Genomic DNA, 18,629 nt, shown 5'->3' on the forward strand with positions numbered 1-18,629 from the left:
ATGGTAAACGGCGCGTTAACCGGGGCCGTTCCCGATCGGGCGCGAGGACGCGCCATTCACGCTAAACCATTCAAAAACATCAGATCGGCGGGGCCGTTACACCGCGGCGATCCGCATCCTCGGCCCACAGATGGAGCGCGGCGTAGGCCCGCCACGGGCGCCACGCCTCGGCGCGCGCCAGCAGCCCGGCACGACTCGGGCGACCGGTGCCGGAATCGAGGGCGCGCATCAGGCCGATGTCGGCGGGCGGGAAGGCGTCCGCTTGCCCCAGCGCCCGCATGGCGACGTAATGCGCGGTCCACGGGCCGATGCCGGGCACCGCCGTCAGCCGCGCCACGCTCGTCTCGAGGTCGGGCCCCGGCGCGAACAGGTCGGGCGCAGCGAGGACAGCGGCGGCGAGGCCCTGGATCGCCCGGCCGCGGGCGCGCGGCATGTTGAGGATCAGCGACACGTCCGCCTCGACGAGTTGGGCCGGCTCGGGGAAGGCGTGGGTGAGGCCGGGCGCGGTCGCATCCTCGGGCAGCGGCATGCCGAAGGCGGCGACGAGGCGTCCGGCGAGCCGGGTCGCCGCCGCGACCGAGACCTGCTGCCCGAGGATCGCCCGCACCGTGAGTTCAAACGGATCGAACGCGCCGGGCATCCGCAGCCCCGGCCGCCGCCGAACGAGGTCGGCCATGAAGCGGTCGTCGCTCAGGCCGGCGGAGACGGTGGCCGGGTCGGCATCGGTGTCGAACATCGCTCCAAGCCGCGCCAGCACCGCATCGCGCGCGGCGTCATCCAGCTCCGGCGCGCGGAGGCGGACGTGTAACGATGGGTCCTGACGGGAAGGGGCGACGCTCAAGGTGCCGAGCCTGTCACCGAACCGGAACGTCCGGCTGTAGACGCCGCCCGCCACCATCTCGACGCCGGGGCTCGCGTGGTCCGCCAGAAAGGCCGCGAGGCGCGGCCAGTCGTAGGGCGGGCGGTAGGGTAGGGCGTAGTCCGTCATCGGTGGAGGACGGCTCCCTCGCAAAGGCTCGGAGGCTGTTTCACCGGCCCATCCTACCCATCCCCTCATCCTGAGGGGATGGGTAGGATGGGATGGGGTCGTCGACAGAAACTCAACCGAGCGGCACCGGCTCCGTCGCCTCGAACTCGGCGGTGTCGCCGACGAGGTCGGTGACCGAGATCGCCACCGTGCGCCCGTTCTTGAGGGTCAGCACCGAGTCCGGCACGAGCCAGATCGGGCGCAGGCCCGCATAGGTGCCGGTGAGCGTGCCGTGCGCGGTCACCGCGCCGGACCGGCGCTCGATCACCAGCTTGTAGCGCACTTTTGCCGTCGCCACGCCCTCGGCCGAGACCGTACCGCGTCCGCTTGCGACCTGCAGGACTTCGTTCGGCTCGAACATGGGTGCGTGCCGCTACGCAAAACGGGATCAAGAGGCAAGGAAGATTGCCTCTTGATCCCGAGTTACGGCATCGAACCAGCCCCGCCAAGGGGTTGGGGGGCTGCCCGAGGGCTTTTCGGTGAATGTCCTGCGCCGTTGACACCTCCGTGACGGGGCGAGGCCTAGGCGGCAGGCACGTCCCGCACCACGACGCGCCCGCGCTCGACCGAGAGCGCCATGCGTCCGGCCTTCAGCGCCAGCGCCTTCTCGCCGAACAGGCCGCGGCGCCAACCCTGGAGCACCGCGAGGTCGTCGGCGCCGTCTTCGGCCAGCGCTTCGAGGTCATCGACGGTGGCGATGATCTTCGGAGCCACGCCCTCGGCCTCGGCCACCGCCTTCAAGAGCACCTTGAGCAGATCGACGAGCGCGCCGTTGTTGCCGCCCCGCGTCCGGGCGCGATCGGGCGCCGCGATCTGCGACGGGTCGCGGGCAAAGGCCCGCTCGACCGCGGCCAGGATCTCGCCGCCGGTGCGCGAGCGCTCGAAGCCCGCGGGGATCGTTCGGAGCCGCCCCAGCGCCTCGACGTTGCGGGGGCCGGCGGTGGCGATGTCGATCACCGCCTCGTCCTTGAGGATGCGCCCGCGCGGCACGTTGCGGCTCTGCGCCTCGGCCTCGCGCCATTCCGCCACCTCCATCAGCACCGCGATCTCCCGCGGCTTGCGCATGCGGCCTGACAGGCGCTTCCAGGCGAAGGCCGGATCGGCCCGGTAGGTCTCCGGCGAGGTCAGCACCGCCATCTCCTCGTCGAGCCACAGGCCGCGGTCGGTGCGCAGCAGCTCGGCGGCGAGCACCTGATAGATCGTGACGAGGTGGGTCACGTCGGAGAGCGCGTAGGCGAGCTGCGCCTCCGAGAGCGGGCGGCGCGACCAGTCGGTGAAGCGGGACGACTTGTCGATGCGGGCCTTGGCGACGTCGTTGACGAGTTGCTCGTAGGAGACGGAATCGCCGTAGCCGCAGACCATCGCGGCGACCTGCGTGTCGAAGAACGGATGCGGCAGCAGCCCGCCCATCAGCCAGATGATTTCGAGGTCCTGGCGGGCCGAGTGGAACACCTTCACCACGCCCTCGTCGGCCATCAGGTCGAGGAAGGGCTTGAGGTCGAGGCCCTGGGCCAGCGGATCGACGAGGCAGGCCGTGCCGTCCGGCCCCGCCATCTGGATCAGGCAGAGTTTCGGGTAATAGGTCGTCTCCCGCATGAATTCCGTATCGACCGTGACGAACGGCTGAGCGGCGAGGCGGGTGCAGGTCTCGGCGAGGGCCTGGGTGGTGGCGATCAGTTCCATCGCACGGCTATACCGAACCTCCGCCTCGCCTGCGAGCCGAGCCGGGGCCGATTTTCGGTGGAGAGCGGGGGTCTCGGGCCGCCCGGCGGGCGCCGCGGAGCTGGCTCAACCGCCGTCGCGCCTCGGCGCGGGCCGGCAGCCAGTCGGGGATGCCGGCCTCGATGCGCTGGCCGCTCCGGACGTCGGTGAGGCGACGGATGCGGTCGGTGCACAGGCCCCGGCAGAGCCCGGGCGCCGATCGGTGCCGCCCGACAGCGTGCGGCCGGGCCCGAGCTTCAACGCGCGCGCGTCGAGCGTGCGGGTCGTCCAGGCGCTGCGGGCGTCTTCGCAGACGACGTCGAACGTGCCGGCGAGCGGCACGATCCGCCACGCCGGGAGCGGCGCGGGCTGTCGAGAAAAGCTGTGGAAATCCACGAGCTTCATAGCGGATCGCGGGGTTCTGCGAACAGGCGAGGCAGGAGCTGAGGACAGCCGGGTTCCCGGTCGGGTCGGCGCGCGCTTTTGCCCTTCGAAATCGTCATCGAACCAAGGTATGGTCACGCTTGTTGAAAGGGTCCGGTTCCGGTGCATCCGGGACGGGTCCGTGAGAGGCGAACATGCGTAGGCGAGAAATCCGGACGGCGTTTCGCGCGGTGCCGGCCCTGCTGGCCCTGGTTCTGGCGGGCGTCTTCGCCACGCAGGCGGCCCGTGCCCAGAGCTTCCAGACGGCGGCGCCGCACGCGATCCTGGTCGATGCCGAATCCGGCTCGGTCCTGTTCGAGAAGTCCGCCGACGAACTCTTCTCCCCAGCCAGCATGGCCAAGCTGATGACGGCGGAGATCGTGTTCGGCGCCCTCAAGGAGGGCCGGCTCACCATGGACACCGAATTCACGGTGACCGAGGACGCGTGGCGCCGCGGCGGCGCGGGCGGCGGCGGCTCGTCGATGTTCGCCCAGGTTAACAGCCGCATCAAGCTGTCGGACCTGCTGCGCGGCCTCGTCGTCCAGTCGGGCAACGACGCGGCGATCACCATCGCGGAGAACATGGCCGGCACCGAGGAGGCGTTTGCCGGCATCATGAACCGCCGCGCCAAGGAGATCGGCATGGTGCGCTCGACCTTCCGCAACGCCACCGGATACTCGGCGCCGGACCAGAAGGTCACCGCCCGCGACATGGCGAAGCTCGCCCAGCACCTGATCGACACCTACCCGGAATACTACAAGATCTATTCCGAGCGCGAATTCACCTGGAACAAGATCAAGCAGCAGAACCGCAACCCGCTGCTCACGCTGGACATCGGCGCCGACGGCCTCAAGACCGGCTATTTGGAGGAATCCGGCTACGCCCTGACCGGCTCGGCGGTGCAGAACGGCCAGCGCCTGATCATGGTGGTCTCAGGCCTCAAGACTGCCCGCGACCGCGCGGCGGAGACCCGCAAGCTGATGGAGTGGGGCTTCCGCGCCTTCGAGCCGCGCCAGGTTTTCGCGCAGGGCGAGACGGTGGCCGAGGTTTCCGTCTTCGGCGGCGAGAAGGGCTCGGTGCCGGTCGTCGCCAACAGGCCGGTGCGGCTCTTGCTGCCGCGCGGTTCATCCGAAAAGGTCTCGGCCCGCGTCGTCTACCAGGGCCCGCTCGCGGCCCCCGTGGAGCAGGGCCGCGAGGTCGCCCGCCTGCGCGTCACCCGCGGCGACACGCTGGCGCTGGAACAGCCGCTCTACGCGGGCGAATCGGTGGCCGCGGGCACGTTGACCCAGCGGGCGATGGACGCCGCGATGGAAGTCGGCAGCGACCTGATCCGCAAGGCGTTCGACAAGGCCAAGGGTGGGTCGCAGACCGGGACGGCGAACGGGAATTCATAAACCCGTCAACGGCTTGCTGAAGGCGATGGCCGTCCGACGCCTCGCAATGACAGGGCGATCAGTCAGGCCGTCTGAGCCGAATACCAAACAATCACTGCGCCGTAGCCGGCGCGTAGGCCCTGATCCCGAGCGGCAGGTCGGCGCCGGGGCGGCGGAAGCGGTCGGCGTTCTCGGCGGCGCGGGCCAGCATGGCGGGGCCGACGCTGACCGCGTCCCATGGGCCGGTCAGCGCGAAGGAGGCGGCGTTGCGCGCCGCGCCCTCGGTCCCGGCCCGTGGCGCCACCTCCGCCTGGGCCTCGACGCGGCGGCGGGCGAGGTCGAGGCGGCCGCTGAGCGAGGCGGTCAGGCCGCGGCCGGCGAAGCTGCCCTCCACCACCTCGCCGATGCCGTCGGAGAACAGCAGCGACAGGGCGGCGTGCTCGTAGGGCGTGCGGCCGTTGCGGCGGGCGAGGGTCCCTTGCGTGACGGCGCCGCTGCGCTGGAGCATATCGGCGAGGTCGAGCCCGGTGATGGCGCCGTCCTCGCTGCGCAGCGCGACGCGGCCGGCCACGCTGCCGGCGAGGCTGCCGGCGTCGCGGCCCGTCCCCTCCAGCACGAGGCTGCCGCGGGTGGCGCCCTGGACCCAGGGGTCGCCGCCGAGATCGCTCATCAGGGCGCCGAGATCGACGCCCTCGACCTGTCCCTGCGCCTTCACGCGGGTGGTGGCGCGGTCGCCCTCGTCGGAAACGAGCACGACCCGGCCCTTCACCGTGCCGCCGCGGACGGACGCCCGGCCGAGCGAAGCCTCGATCCCGCTCTCGCGCACCATCACGCCGCAGGCGAGGTCGGCGATCGGAAGCGGGCCGATTCGGGCGTTGGCGGCGGAGATGCGTAGGTCGAGGTCGCCGCTGGTGAGCGGAGCCAGCGCGATCGACTGGGCACGCCACGCCTGCGGGTCGGCACCATTGTCGAAGCCGGTCAGCCGCATGAGGCCGGCCAGCAGCGGCGAGAGGTTGAGGTTGTCGGCGGCCAGTGTCGCCTGCACGGCGTTGCGGCCGGGACCGAAATCCGCCGAGCCCGCGCCTTCGAGCACGTTGCCGCCGGTCGTCACCCTGACCCGCGGGAACTGCACCTCGCGAGAGGCGGCCTCGAAGGCGCCCTCCACCGTGAGGTCCTCGGCAAGCGGCGCCAGGGCGACGTCGCCGCCGATCCACGCCAGGGTCCGGGCGAGCGAGCGGATGCGCAGGGCCCCGCTGCCGATCGCCTTGAGACCGTCCTCACCGAGGCTGCCGCTGCCCTCGGCCGTGAACGAGCCGACGGGCCAGGAGAGATGGGCCGAGAACGGGCTGGTCTGCCCGGCGACCAGCGCCCGCGGCTGAAGCTCGGAGAGCGCGAACTGCATCCGCGCCCCGTTCCACGTCAGGCCGCCGGAAAAAGCGAGGTTGGTGCGCCACGCCACCGTCAGCTCGACGTCGCGGGCGGTCTGCCGGGTGCCGTCGCGGGGATCGCGCCCGGTCACGGTGGCACGGGTCAGGACGAGGCGGCGGGGATGGGCGCCGTTCTCGGCGAGTCCCCCGGCCAGCCGCTCGGCGGCGGTGCTCCAACGGGTGTCGTCGGCATTCTCGGGCAGCCGAATCTCGGCGCCGTCGAGAATCAGCGACTCGACCGCGACGCGGCCGGTGAGAAGGGCGGCGGTGTCGAGTTGCAACGCGAGCCGCCCGCCCGTCGCGAGGACGGGGCCGGAGGGTGCGCCCTCGGTCAGGCGCACGTCGGCGAAGGTGATCCGGGGCAGCGGCAGCAGCACGATCTCGGTGGCGCCGCCCGCGCTCAGCGACACGCCCCAGCTTTCTTGGAGGCCGCGTCCGACGAACCGGGCCACGCCCGGCGCCTCGACGGTCCAGGGCAGGCAGGCGGCGATCAGCCCCGCGGCGACGAAGCCAAGGCCGAGAGCGGAGAGGGTGCGGCGCGGCGACATGGCACTCCGGTTGGGGAGGAAACGAATCGGAAGCGGCCTGGACCGGATCGGCGAGTGGGCTGTCGCCCGCCCGAAGGCGTCTCCCGAATTGCACCCGCCGCGCCCTCGCGGACAATGCATCAGGGACGAACTTCTAGCGGCTCGTCAGCAGGTTGTCTCTCGCCGTGCGACGGCACGGAACCGATATGCAGTGCTTCCTGACACCTCTTCGGGCGCCCCCGCCGCCGTCTGTTGCCGGCAATTGCGTCGGCGGTTTGACGAACGCCCTGTTGCAGTGCACATCCCCCGATATGCACCGACCGGGGGCCCAACCCGCTGCGGGGACATGACCGCGCGGGTTCGAGCGCCTCCGGAACGCGGGCGAAACACGCCGAGCGACGACGGAAGGACGGTTTCGATGAAGAAGGTACATCCGGACCCGAAGGCGGCCCTGGCCGGCCTCCTGCGCGACGACATGACGGTCATGTGCGGCGGCTTCGGCCTGTGCGGCATCCCCGACGAATTGATCGACGCGATCCGGGAATCCGGCGTGAAGGGCCTGACCGTCGTCTCCAACAATGCCGGCATCGACGGCGTGGGCCTCGGCAAGCTGCTCGAGACCCGTCAGGTCGCCAAGATGATCTCGTCCTATGTCGGCGAGAACAAGGAATTCGCCCGGCAGTATCTCGGCGGCGAGCTGGAGATCGAGTTCAACCCGCAGGGGACGCTGGCCGAGCGCATCCGCGCCGGGGGCGCGGGCATCCCGGCCTTCTTCACCAAGACCGGCGTCGGCACCAAGGTCGCCGAGGGCAAGGAGGTGCGCGAGTTCGACGGCGAGCACTACGTGATGGAGCGCGGCCTGTTCGCGGATCTGGCCATCGTCCATGCCTGGAAGGGCGATACCGAGGGCAATCTCGTCTACCGGAAGACCGCCCGCAACTTCAATCCGATGATGGCCACCGCCGCCGAGGTGACGGTCGCGCAGGTCGAACACCTCGTCCAGCCGAGCGAGATCGACCCCGACCACATCCACACGCCGGGCATCTTCATCGGCCGCATCATCCACGTGCCGACCCGCGAGAAGCGCATCGAGCAGCGCACCGTGCGCAAGCGCAAGGAGCCGGAAGCCGCGGCGGCCGCAGGCGGCGGCCAGATCTGATTCTTTTTGAGGATTCGGCCGCGAGGCCATGAAGCGCGACGCAAGCCCCCTGATGGCCGGGCGCGTCGCCCCGATGGTGCCAACGAGGAAAGACCGAAAGAATGGCCTGGACCCGCGAGCAGATGGCGGAGCGCGCCGCGAAGGAGCTGGAAGACGGCTTCTATGTGAATCTCGGCATCGGCATCCCGACGCTGGTGTCGAACTACATCCCCGACGGCATGTCGGTGCAGCTGCAGTCCGAGAACGGCATGCTCGGCATGGGCCCGTTCCCCTACGAGGGCGAGGAGGACCCCGACCTCATCAACGCGGGCAAGCAGACCATCACGGCGCTGCCGACCACAAGCTACTTCTCCTCGGCCGACTCGTTCGGGATGATCCGCGGCGGGCACATCGACCTGTCGATCCTCGGCGCCATGCAGGTGGCCGAGAACGGCGACCTCGCCAACTGGATGATCCCCGGCAAGATGGTGAAGGGCATGGGCGGCGCCATGGACCTCGTCGCCGGCGTCAAGAAGGTCGTCGTGGTGATGGAGCACGTCGCCAAGAACAAGGACGGCACCGAAAGCGCGAAACTCCTCAAGGCCTGCGACCTGCCGCTCACCGGCACGCAGGTGGTCGACATGGTGATCACCGATCTCGGCGTCTTCACCATCGACAAGAAGGGCGAGGGCGGCATGACGCTGGTGGAACTCGCCGACGGCGTCAGCGAGGACGAGGTCCGCGCCAAGACCGAGGGGGCCTTCGCCGTCGCGCTGCGCTGACCCCGGCCCTTTTCGGGACGCTTCCGGCCATCCGCCGGTTGGGTATGGCTAAGCCGGTATTAAGCCGTTTCGTCGAATGCTGCGCACCGGCCGGCAAGGCGCCTCGAGAGCGCCCCGGCCGGGGGTTTGCGGCGACGAGAGGCTTTTCGCGTATGCGTAGCGTTGCGGGCACGGACAACGTCATTCCCTTCCGCCGGTCGGCGCCGGTGCGCCCGGCGGCCTTCGGCGGCGAGGCCGGGCCGCGCAGCCGCTCGCGGGCGGACCAGCGCAGCTTGATGGACGCGGTCTACGCCACCGGCAGCCTGCGGGTGCCCGCGGGCGACCGCGAGACCAAATTGATCGCCTCCCGGCTCCAGGTCTACGGCTTCCTCACCATCGAGGAGATGGACGAGGACGGGAGCTTACGCCGCCTTCGCCCGTCCGAGGCGATCCGCGCCCGTTCCGAGCGCCCATGGCGCCTGTCCAAGGCGAGCTACGGCGGCGGCGCGAGCCTCGCCGTGACGATCCCCTCGGTGGACGATTTTTTGTTTGAGCCGGCCGGACTATCGGTCTGACGGGTCGAGTGTCGATCGATCCAACCGGCCTCAATCCCCGCAGTCGAGCATCGTTCTGAATCCTATATCTAGGACGATGCTCTAGATCCGCCGCGGCATCCGGAACGGCAGCATGAACTGCACCGCCGGATTGCGGAACCGCCCGAGCGACAGGCTCTCGTGCACCGGCCGCACCGCCTCGCCGTCGAGGGTCGAGGCCAGCAGCGAGCGGGCGTAGAAGGGCGTGTCCTCGAAGGTCTCGACCACCTCGGCCCGCCCGTCGTCGCTGCGGGTCGAGCGCGGCATCTTCCAGAAGCGCGTCTTCGGCAGCTCGGCGGCGAGCGGCGGGCGCATCTCGCGACGGCTGCCGTCGGAATCGAAGCGGAGCGTCAGGTTCTGGCCGCTGCCGTCCTTGCGGCGGACGTCGTAAAGAATCGCCGAGCCGCGTTTCAGCGTGGCGCGGCACCACGTCCAATCCGAAAAGGAATCCTCCAGGCGCCCGTCGCCGTCGTTGGTGTCGAAATAGCCGTTGCCGCGCCACGTCAGATCGGGGGCAGTGAAGGCGGCCTCGACCTCGCAGGACGGCGCCATCGGCCACCAGCGGTGCAGGCCGTGGGCATCGAGGGTGAAGGGCTGGGCCGTGATCGCGCGCATGCGCACCCGGACGGTGCCGCGCAGCGCCCGCGGGATCGGCGCGCCGCGCTCGTCGAGGCGGATCGTCATTACGCTGCCGTCCCAGTCGAGCGAGGACGGGCCGATGGCGATGGAGGTGGCGTCGCGGCTCAGCGAGCGGGCGTTGCGCTCCGTCATGGTGAAGCGCTTGTCGGCGCCGTAGAGCACGACGTTGACGGCGCAGTGGTTGAACGGATCCTGCTTCGCGTTCAAGAAGTAGTAAGGCGAAAACACGCTGCCGATGAAGGCGATGACGGTGAGCCCGTGGCGCCCATCCTCGCTCAGCGCATCGACGTACCACCAGACATAGCCGCCCCGCGCCACGTCGGCGTCGAAGCGAGGTCCGCGATCAGTGCCGCCGCCGCGAGCCGGCCGGATTGCGCCGCCATCGGCACCCCCGGCCCCGGATGCACGCTCCCCCCCGCGAGGTAGAGCCCCGGCACCCGCGTGCGCGCCCCCGGCCGCTTGAAGGTCGCCGTCCAACCGTGCGAGGCCCGGCCGTAGAGCGCTCCCCCCGTCCCCGGAAACAACCCTGCGAACTCCTCCGGCGTCGTCACCGCGGCCGGTGAGGCCGGCTCCAGCGTCAGCCCGCAGGCCGCGAGTCTCTTCGTCCAGCTCGTCTCGCATGCGGCGATCTCCTGAGGCGTGAAGCGGCGCTCGCCGTCGGCGGGCGCGTTGACGAGGACGAGCAGGCGCTCGGGGCCATCGGGGCCGGCGCCCGCATCGTCCCGGTCCTGCGCGCAGACATAGACGGTCGGGTCCGGCGGCAGCCGCCGCCCGCGCAGGATCGCGTCGAACTCGGCGCGGTAGTCGGACGAGAAGAACACGCTGTGATGGGCGAGCGGGAAGCCCCGCGTCCGCGCGTTCAGGCAGAACGTCACCGCCGAGAGCGAGCGCTCGCGGGCCGGCACCCGGTCGCCCTCGCGCGCCGCGTCCGGTCCGAGGAGGCCTGCGCCCAGCGCCGCCACGTCGCCGCCCGCGACCACCGCATCCGCCGCGATCCGCTCGCCGTCGGCGAGTTGCACGCCCGCGATGCGGCCCCGCTCGATCAGGATGCGGTCGACATGCGCGCCGGTGCGGATGCGTGCCCCGCGCCGCTCGGCCAGATCGGCCACCGCGCGGGCGAGCCGGCTCAAGCCGCCCTCGACGGTCCAGACGCCCGCCTGCTCGACATGGGCCACCAGCATCAGAGTGGCGGGCGCGGCGAAGGGCGAGGCGCCGCAATAGGTGGCGTATCGCCCGAACAGCTGGCGCAGCCGCGGATCGCGAAAATACTCGCCGAGCGCCGACCACAGCGTCGCGAAGGGCTGGATGCGCCAGAGATCGCCGATTCCGGTGAGCCCGACGCGCTTGCCGAGTTCGACCGGGTTCGGCCGGTCCGAGCGGATGAACGGCCCTTCCAGCGTGCGGTAGACCTCCGCGGCCCGCGCGCAGAAGCGCCGGTAGCCGTCGGCCTCGCGCAAGCCGGCGAAGGCGGCGATGGCCTGCGCCGAGGCATCGATGTCGGCGAACAGGTCGAGCCGTTCGTTCGCCGTCCAGGCATGGCGCGCCAGCAACGAGGCCGCCCGCAGCCGCACCTCCGATTCGAGCGAAGCGCCCGCGTCGGAGAAAAGCTCGTCGAATACCCAGCGCATGGTGAAGACGGTGGGGCCCGCCTCGATCGCAGCATCGCCCACCGGCAACGCCCGCATCTTGCCGCCCACACTGTCGGCGCGCTCCAGCACCGTCACGTCGAGGCCGCGCGCGGCGAGCGTCAGGGCGGCGGAGAGGCCGCCGATGCCGGCGCCGACGACGATGACGCGTTTCTCCGCCACGAAACCCTCATGTCTGCCCCAATCAGCGTTGATCCGGGAAACGGAAAGTGTCAATCTGGAATGACAGATCAAGAGACAACATGACTTGACATAGGGAGAGAGCGCCATGGATGTCGGCAGGCGGATCGAAACGGCGCTCGATGTGGCGGTCTCGCATCTGGAGGCGCCCGGCGCGCCGCCCCAACTCGCGGAGGCGATCCGCTACGCGGTCTTCCCCGGGGGCCACCGCATCCGCCCGCGCCTGTGCCTCGCGGTCGCGCTCGCCTGCGGCGACGACGACCCGGCGGCGTCCGACGCGGCGGCGGCCGCGATCGAGTTGCTCCACTGCGCGAGCCTCGTCCACGACGACCTGCCCTGCTTCGACGACGCGGAGACCCGCCGCCAGAAGCCGTCGGTTCACGCCGCCTTCGGGGTGCCGCTCGCGGTGCTGACCGGCGACGCGCTGATCGTCGCCGCCTTCGAGACCCTGGCCCGCGGCGCCGCCCGCCGGCCGGAGCGGCTCGCGGCTTTGGTCGGCCTCGTGGCGCGTGCCGCCGGCTCGCCGATGGGCATCGTCGCCGGGCAGGCCTGGGAATCGGAGGCGCATGTCGATCTGAGCGCCTACCAGCAGGCCAAGACCGGCGCGCTCTTCGCCGCCGCGACCGTGGCGGGGGCCGCTGCCGCGGGCGCCGCGCCGCTGCCGTGGCGGCTGCTCGGCGAGTGCCTCGGCGAGGCCTATCAGGTCGCCGACGACCTGCGCGACGTCGCTTGCCGCCAGGAGGAGATCGGCAAGCCGGCCGGCCGCGACGCCACCCTCGGGCGCCCCAACGCCGCGGCCCTGCTCGGCATGGGCGGCGCGCTCGACCGGCTGAAGCGCCTCACCCGCGAGGCGATCGAGGTGATTCCGAGCTGTCCGGGCCTGGAGACGATCCGCGCCGAGATCGAGGCGCAGAGCCGGTTGTTTCTGCCAGCCTCGCTCCGCCCGGCCCTGGTCTGAGGACGCCCCGTGCCGGTCGCGATGACGGAAACCGAGCCGCGGACGGCACCCCGCCGCCGCGGCTGGCGCGAGCGCTGGCTCACCTTCCGCAACGGCACGGTGGCGAGCCCGGCCTTCCAGCGCTGGGCCGCCGGCTTCCCGCTCACCCGCGGCATCGCCCGGCGCAACACCCGGGCTCTTTTCGATCTCTGCGCCGGCTTCGTCTACGCGCAGGTTCTGTTCGCCTGCGTGCGGCTCGAACTGTTTCGCCTGCTCGAGACCGGCCCGCTGGCGCCGGAGGCCATTGCGCGGCGGCTCGACCTGCCGTCCGAGCGCGCCCTCACGCTTCTCAAGGCCGCCGCCTCGCTCGACCTGCTGACCCGCCTGCCCGACGGGCGATTCGGCCTCGCCGACCTCGGGGCCGCGATGATCGGCAACCCGTCGATCTCGGCCATGGTCGAGCACCACGCCATGCTCTACGCCGACCTCGCCGACCCGGTCGCATTGCTACGCGAAAAGCCCGACCGCACCCGGCTCTCGGGCTACTGGCCCTATGCCGAAAGTGGGGCGCCGGTCGCCCCTGATTCGGTCGCCGCCTATAGCGGGCTGATGGCCGCCTCCCAGGCGATGATCGCGGGCGACGTGCTCGACGCGCTGCCGCTCTCCGACCGCGCCTGCCTCATGGATATCGGGGGCGGGGAGGGCGTGTTCCTTTCGGAGGCCGCCCGGCGCCATTCGCACCTGTCGCTGCGCCTGCTCGACCTTCCCCCGGTGGCCGAGCGCGCCCGCGACCGCTTCGAATCGGCCGGGCTGGGCGCCCGCGTCACCTGTCACGGCAGCAGTTTTCGCGATGATGCTCTGCCCGAAGGCGCCGACGCGATCTCGCTGGTGCGGGTCGTCCACGACCATGACGATACCGTGATCGAGTCGCTGCTGCGCGCCGTCCACGCAGCGCTTCCCCCCGGCGGCCTCATCGCCATCGCCGAGCCCATGGCCGGCACGCCGGCCGCCGAGCCCATCGGCGATGCCTATTTCGGCTTCTATCTCATGGCCATGGGCAGCGGGCGTCCGCGCACCGCCGCGGAACTCTCCGCCATGCTCGCCAGCGCCGGCTTTTCCGACATCCGCGAGCGCCGGACCCGCAGACCGCTTCTCGCACGACTGATCACGGCAAAGCGGGCTTAAAGTGTAAACTCCGCTTGACGCACCTGAGTGTCAGTCTAGGATGACACTTAAGGCTTCCCCCACCGGAGGGAGTCGCAACAACAAGGGCGGAGGCAGGGACATGGACGCTTTGGCCGTCGTCCTCCAGCGACCGGAGCACTTGGCGCTCAGCCGCCTCGCGCTGACGCCCGCCGCCAGTTGCGACGCCGTGGTCGCCGTCTCGTGGAGCGGCATCAGCACCGGCACCGAGCGTCTGCTATGGTCGGGCCGGATGCCGAGCTTTCCCGGCATGGGCTACCCCCTCGTTCCCGGCTACGAGTCCGTCGGCACCGTCGTCGAGGCCGGTCCGGACTGCGGGGTCGAGATCGGCCAGACCGTGTTCGTGCCCGGCGCCCGCTGCTTCGGCGAGGTGCGCGGCCTGTTCGGCGGCGCCGCCTCCCATCTCGTGGTCCCGGCCGCGCGCCTCGTGCCGGTCGATGCCGCCCTCGGCGACCGGGCCTGCCTGATCGCGCTCGCGGCCACCGCCTACCACGCGCTGTCCGGCGTCACGCCGGGCTCCGTCAGCCTCATCGTCGGTCACGGCGTGCTCGGGCGTCTGCTCGCCCGGCTGACCGTGCTGGCCGGCGGCCAGCCGGTGGTGTGGGAGCGCGATCCCGTCCGCCGGGTCGGCAGCTTCGGCTATCCGGTGATCGATCCCGAGGCCGACACCACCCGCGGCTACGCCACCATCACCGACGTGAGCGGGAGCGCGGACCTCCTCGACACGTTGATCGGCCGCCTCGCGCCCCAGGGCGAGATCGTGCTCGCGGGCTTCTACGAGGCGCCGCTCTCCTTCGCCTTCCCACCCGCCTTCCTGCGCGAGGCCCGCATCCGGGTCTCGGCCGAGTGGCGACCGGACGACCTCGCCGCGGTGACGGCGCTCGTGCGCGGCGGCGGCCTGTCGCTCGATGGGCTGGTCACTCACCGCCTCCCCGCGGCGAGCGCCGAGGAGGCCTATCGCACCGCCTTCACGGACCCGGCCTGCCTCAAGATGATCCTCGACTGGAGGGCCTGCGCATGAATGTCCAGCTCAACAAGGCGTCGCTGAACGCCGCGGAGAAGCTGCGCGAGGAAGCGGCCCGCGAGCCGGATCCGGTCGCCACCGGCCCGGTCAACCGCGAGACGCAGATCATCGCGATCTACGGCAAGGGCGGCATCGGCAAGTCGTTCACGCTGGCCAACCTCAGCTACATGATGGCCCAGCAGGGCAAGAAGGTGCTGCTGATCGGCTGCGATCCGAAGAGCGACACCACCTCGCTCCTCTTCGGCGGCCGGGCCTGCCCGACCATCATCGAGACTTCGACCCGCAAGAAGCTCGCGGGCGAGGCGGTCGCCATCGGCGACGTCTGCTTCAAGCGCGACGGCGTCTATGCGATGGAGCTCGGTGGCCCCGAGGTCGGGCGCGGCTGCGGCGGACGCGGCATCATCCACGGCTTCGAGCTGTTGGAGAAGCTCGGCTTCCACGAATGGGGCTTCGACTACGTCCTGCTCGACTTCCTCGGCGACGTGGTCTGCGGCGGCTTCGGCCTGCCGATCGCCCGCGACATGTGCCAGAAGGTCATCGTCGTCGGCTCGAACGACCTGCAATCGCTCTACGTCGCCAACAACGTCTGCTCGGCGGTCGAATACTTCCGCAAGATGGGCGGCAACGTCGGCGTCGGCGGCCTCGTCATCAACAAGGACGACGGCACCGGCGAGGCGCAGGCCTTCGCCGACGCAGCCGGCATCCCGGTGCTGGCCTCGATCCCGGCCAACGAGGACATTCGCCGCAAGAGCGCGAACTACGAGATCATCGGCAAGCCGGACGGGCAGTGGGGTTCGCTCTTCGCCGAGCTGGCGCAGAACGTGACGGACGCCGCGCCGCACCGCCCGACGCCGCTCAGCCAGGACGGCCTGCTCGGCCTGTTCTCCAGCGAGACCACCGGCCGGGACTACGTGCTGGTGCCCGCCACCATCGAGGACATGTGCGGGGTCTCGACGCTCACCAAGCCGTCCCTCGAAGTCGTCTACGACGAGGTCTGAGGCATGGCCGTCTCCCTCGACATCGGCGCCTTGCGCGCCCGCAAACCGGCGGAACCGGTCAACGTCGAAGCCACCAAGGGTGACGGCCTCGGCTGCCACGCCGGCAAGGACGCGATGCGGGCCGCCGCCGAGGCCGCCGGCATGTCCGAGACTCTGGAGCAGCTGCGCCAGGACTATCCGGCCGGTCCCCACGACCAGCCGCAGAGCATGTGCCCGGCCTTCGGTAGCTTGCGCGTCGGCCTGCGGATGCGCCGTACCGCAACGATCCTGTCGGGCTCGGCCTGCTGCGTCTACGGGCTGACCTTCACCTCGCATTTCTACGGTGCGCGCCGCTCCGTCGGCTACGTCCCGTTCAATTCCGAGACGCTGGTCACCGGCAAGCTGTTCGAGGACATTCGCGAGGCGGTCCACGCCTCCGCCAAGCCGGAAGACTGCGACGCCGTCGTCGTCATCAATCTCTGCGTGCCCACCGCCTCCGGCGTCCCGCTGCGCCTCCTGCCGAAGGAGATCGACGGCGTTCGCATCATCGGCATCGACGTGCCGGGCTTCGGCGTGCCGACCCATGCCGAAGCCAAGGACGTGCTGGCCGGCGCGATGCTCAAGTTCGCCCGCTCCGAGGCCGAGCAGGGCCCGGTCCAGGCGCCCCGCGGCGGCCGCTCCGAGCGTCCGAGCGTCGCGCTGCTCGGCGAGATGTTCCCAGCCGATCCGGTGGTGATCGGCGCGCTGCTCGAGCCGCTCGGCCTGTCGGCCGGCCCGGTGGTGCCGACGCGCGAATGGCGCGAACTCTACGCGGCGCTGGACGCCACCGCGGTCGCGGCGATCCATCCGTTCTACACGGCCAGCATCCGCGAGTTCGAGGCGGCTGGCCGCGCGATCGTCGGCTCCGCCCCGGTCGGCCACGACGGCACCGCCGAGTGGCTGTCCGCCATCGGCCGCGCCTGCGACGTGCCGGCTGAGACGATCGCCGCCGCACAGAACCGCATCCTGCCTGCGATCCGCGGCGCGCTCTCGGCGATGCCGATCGAGGGCCGCATCACCCTTTCGGGCTACGAGGGCTCGGAGCTTCTGGTCGCCCGCCTGCTCGTCGAGAGCGGAGCCGAGGTTCCATACGTCGGCACCGCCTGTCCGCGCACGCCCTGGTCCGAGCCGGATCGGGTGTGGCTGGAGGAGCGCGGCGTCACGATCCGCTACCGCGCCTCGCTCGAAGACGATCTCGCCGCCTTCCACGAGTTCCGGCCGGACCTCGCCGTCGGCACGACGCCGGTGGTGCAGCACGCCAAGGAGCGCGGCACGCCGGCCCTCTACTTCACCAACCTGATCTCGGCCCGGCCCTTGATGGGCGTGGCGGGCGCCGGCTCGCTCGCCCGCGTGATCAACGCGGCGCTCGCCAACAAGCCCCGCTTCGATGCCATGCGCGACTTCTTCGAGGGCGTCGGCACCGGCTTCGCCGCCGGCATCTGGCAGGACGTGCCGCAGCGCAAAGCCGCGCCGAAGGCCGCCGCCCCCGTGAAACCTGTCGGGGAGATGGCCTGATGCTCGTCCTCGATCACGACCGCGCCGGCGGCTACTGGGGCGCCGTCTACGTCTTCACCGCCATCAAGGGCCTGCAGGTCGTCATCGACGGCCCCGTCGGCTGCGAGAACCTGCCGGTGACCTCGGTGCTGCACTACACCGACGCGCTGCCGCCGCACGAATTGCCCATCGTGGTCACCGGCTTGGCGGAAGAGGAACTCGGCCGCCACGGCACCGAAGGCGCGATGAAGCGGGCGCATGCCACGCTCGATCCGGGCCAGCCCAGCGTCGTCGTCACCGGCTCCATCGCCGAGATGATCGGCGGCGGCGTCACCCCCGAGGGTACCGGCCTCCAGCGCTTCCTGCCGCGCACCATCGACGAGGACCAGTGGCAGGCGGCCGACCGGGCGATGTCCTGGCTCTGGCAGGAATACGGGGCCAAGCGCTTCGCCAAGAAGGGCATTCCGGCTCGCCCCGAGCGGAAAGCCGGCGAGAAGCCGCGCGTCAACATCATCGGCCCGGCCTACGGCACCTTCAACATGGCGTCCGATCTCGCCGAGATCCGCCGTCTGGTGGAAGGCATCGGCGCCGAGATCAACCTGACCTTCCCGCTCGGCTCGCATCTCGCCGACGTGCCCAAGCTCGTGAACGCGGACGCCAACATCTGCCTCTACCGCGAGTTCGGGCGCCTGCTCTGCGAGAGCCTGGAGCGGCCCTACCTGCAGGCGCCGATCGGCGTGCTCTCGACCACCAAGTTCCTGCGGACGCTCGGCGAGATCCTCGGGATCGATCCGGAGCCGTTCATCGAACGCGAGCGCCATACCACGATCAAGCCGGTCTGGGACCTGTGGCGTTCGGTGACCCAGGACTTCTTCGGCACCGCGAGCTTCGGCATCGTCGCGACCGAAACCTACGCCCGCGGCGTGCGGCACTTCCTCGAAGACGAGATGGGCCTGCCCTGCCACTTCGCGTTCTCGCGCACCGCCGGGCAGAAGCCCGACAACGCCGCGGTGCGCGCGGCGATCAAGGCGAACCCGCCGCTCGTGCTGTTCGGCTCGTTCAACGAGCGGATGTACCTCGCCGAAGCCGGCGGGCGGGCGGTCTACGTGCCGGCCTCCTTCCCCGGCGCGATCATCCGGCGGCACACCGGCACGCCGTTCATGGGCTACGCCGGGGCGACCTACCTCGTGCAGGAGGTCTGCAACGCCCTGTTCGACATGCTCTTCCACATCCTGCCGCTCGCCCGCGACATGGATGCGGTCGAGGCGACGCCCGCGCGGACCCACCGCGAGCTTCCCTGGGACGCCGCGGCGCGGGAAAGACTCGACGCGCTGGTGGAGGCCCAACCGGTGCTGGTGCGCATCTCGGCGGCCAAGCGTCTGCGCGACGCCGCCGAGCGCGCCGCCCGCCGCGCCGCCGCCGAGCGGGTGGCCCCCGCCCATGTCGAGCGGGCGCAGGCCGATCTCACCGTGGGGGCCGCCGCATGAGCGTCGCCGCCACGTCCCCCTTCACCGTCCGGC

Annotated in this window: 17 protein-coding genes; 10 read left to right on the top strand and 7 right to left on the bottom strand. The window is 71.0% G+C overall.

Features of this window, described 5'->3' with window-relative positions; all coding sequences use genetic code 11:
- Positions 1–79 precede the first annotated feature (79 nt).
- The 4 genes from ASG52_RS11205 to ASG52_RS26240 all read right to left on the bottom strand — a co-directional run bounded on the left by ASG52_RS11205 (position 80) and on the right by ASG52_RS26240 (position 3,133).
- Positions 80–988, bottom strand: coding sequence for a DNA-3-methyladenine glycosylase family protein (locus ASG52_RS11205; RefSeq protein WP_056242915.1), 909 nt, complete (start codon positions 986–988; stop codon positions 80–82).
- Between the two features lie 112 nt (positions 989–1,100).
- Positions 1,101–1,388, bottom strand: a complete 288-nt coding sequence (locus tag ASG52_RS11210) for a hypothetical protein (protein WP_056242917.1) — start codon at positions 1,386–1,388, stop codon at positions 1,101–1,103.
- 161 nt (positions 1,389–1,549) lie between these two features.
- Positions 1,550–2,710 carry a ribonuclease D gene (gene rnd / locus ASG52_RS11215; protein ID WP_056242919.1) on the bottom strand — a complete coding sequence of 387 codons (1,161 nt, stop codon included), beginning with the start codon at positions 2,708–2,710 and terminating at the stop codon, positions 1,550–1,552.
- Between the two features lie 105 nt (positions 2,711–2,815).
- A complete protein-coding gene (locus tag ASG52_RS26240) occupies positions 2,816–3,133 on the bottom strand; it encodes a hypothetical protein (protein WP_353612475.1) in 318 nt (105 codons plus the stop codon).
- A 173-nt stretch (positions 3,134–3,306) separates the two neighbouring features.
- Between ASG52_RS26240 and ASG52_RS11220 the strand changes: the two genes are divergently transcribed.
- Positions 3,307–4,545 (top strand): D-alanyl-D-alanine carboxypeptidase family protein, encoded by a 1,239-nt coding sequence (locus ASG52_RS11220; RefSeq protein WP_056242922.1) that lies wholly within the window; start codon positions 3,307–3,309, stop codon positions 4,543–4,545.
- A 91-nt stretch (positions 4,546–4,636) separates the two neighbouring features.
- Here ASG52_RS11220 and ASG52_RS11225 read toward each other — a convergent pair whose 3' ends face one another.
- Positions 4,637–6,499, bottom strand: a complete 1,863-nt coding sequence (locus ASG52_RS11225; protein WP_056242924.1) for an AsmA family protein — start codon at positions 6,497–6,499, stop codon at positions 4,637–4,639.
- A gap of 397 nt (positions 6,500–6,896) precedes the next feature.
- Here ASG52_RS11225 and ASG52_RS11230 point away from each other — a divergent pair, with 397 nt between their 5' ends.
- From ASG52_RS11230 to ASG52_RS11240, 3 genes are all read left to right on the top strand, one after another.
- Entirely contained in the window at positions 6,897–7,637 is a 741-nt protein-coding gene (locus ASG52_RS11230) for a CoA transferase subunit A (protein WP_056242926.1), read from the top strand.
- A 101-nt stretch (positions 7,638–7,738) separates the two neighbouring features.
- Positions 7,739–8,398, top strand: a complete 660-nt coding sequence (locus ASG52_RS11235; RefSeq protein WP_056242928.1) for a 3-oxoacid CoA-transferase subunit B — start codon at positions 7,739–7,741, stop codon at positions 8,396–8,398.
- 152 nt (positions 8,399–8,550) lie between these two features.
- Positions 8,551–8,952, top strand: a complete 402-nt coding sequence (locus ASG52_RS11240; RefSeq protein WP_056242930.1) for a hypothetical protein — start codon at positions 8,551–8,553, stop codon at positions 8,950–8,952.
- 81 nt (positions 8,953–9,033) lie between these two features.
- Here ASG52_RS11240 and ASG52_RS11245 read toward each other — a convergent pair whose 3' ends face one another.
- Positions 9,034–9,927, bottom strand: coding sequence for a carotenoid 1,2-hydratase family protein (locus ASG52_RS11245; RefSeq protein WP_200945595.1), 894 nt, complete (start codon positions 9,925–9,927; stop codon positions 9,034–9,036).
- Positions 9,885–11,417 (bottom strand): 1-hydroxycarotenoid 3,4-desaturase CrtD, encoded by a 1,533-nt coding sequence (crtD, locus tag ASG52_RS11250; protein WP_056242932.1) that lies wholly within the window; start codon positions 11,415–11,417, stop codon positions 9,885–9,887. The genes ASG52_RS11245 and crtD overlap by 43 nt, the downstream gene beginning before the upstream one ends.
- 106 nt (positions 11,418–11,523) lie before the next feature.
- Between crtD and ASG52_RS11255 the strand changes: the two genes are divergently transcribed.
- The 6 genes from ASG52_RS11255 to bchZ all read left to right on the top strand — a co-directional run bounded on the left by ASG52_RS11255 (position 11,524) and on the right by bchZ (position 18,596).
- Positions 11,524–12,393, top strand: coding sequence for a polyprenyl synthetase family protein (locus ASG52_RS11255; protein WP_056242934.1), 870 nt, complete (start codon positions 11,524–11,526; stop codon positions 12,391–12,393).
- A 21-nt stretch (positions 12,394–12,414) separates the two neighbouring features.
- Complete coding sequence (locus tag ASG52_RS11260) at positions 12,415–13,557, top strand: methyltransferase (protein WP_056243227.1); 1,143 nt, start codon at positions 12,415–12,417, stop codon at positions 13,555–13,557.
- A 100-nt stretch (positions 13,558–13,657) separates the two neighbouring features.
- Positions 13,658–14,596 (top strand): chlorophyll synthesis pathway protein BchC, encoded by a 939-nt coding sequence (gene bchC / locus ASG52_RS11265; protein ID WP_056242936.1) that lies wholly within the window; start codon positions 13,658–13,660, stop codon positions 14,594–14,596.
- Positions 14,593–15,597, top strand: coding sequence for a chlorophyllide a reductase iron protein subunit X (locus ASG52_RS11270; protein WP_056242939.1), 1,005 nt, complete (start codon positions 14,593–14,595; stop codon positions 15,595–15,597). Before bchC ends, ASG52_RS11270 begins: the two co-directional genes overlap by 4 nt.
- Positions 15,598–15,600: 3 nt before the next feature.
- Positions 15,601–17,130, top strand: a complete 1,530-nt coding sequence (gene bchY, locus ASG52_RS11275; protein WP_056242941.1) for a chlorophyllide a reductase subunit Y — start codon at positions 15,601–15,603, stop codon at positions 17,128–17,130.
- On the top strand, positions 17,130–18,596 hold the full coding sequence (gene bchZ, locus ASG52_RS11280; RefSeq protein ID WP_056242943.1) for a chlorophyllide a reductase subunit Z: 1,467 nt from the start codon (positions 17,130–17,132) through the stop codon (positions 18,594–18,596). The genes bchY and bchZ overlap by 1 nt, the downstream gene beginning before the upstream one ends.
- Positions 18,597–18,629 lie beyond the last annotated feature (33 nt).

Origin of the sequence: Methylobacterium sp. Leaf456, assembly GCF_001425465.1 — a bacterium.
In the GTDB taxonomy this organism is placed as follows: Bacteria; Pseudomonadota; Alphaproteobacteria; order Rhizobiales; family Beijerinckiaceae; genus Methylobacterium.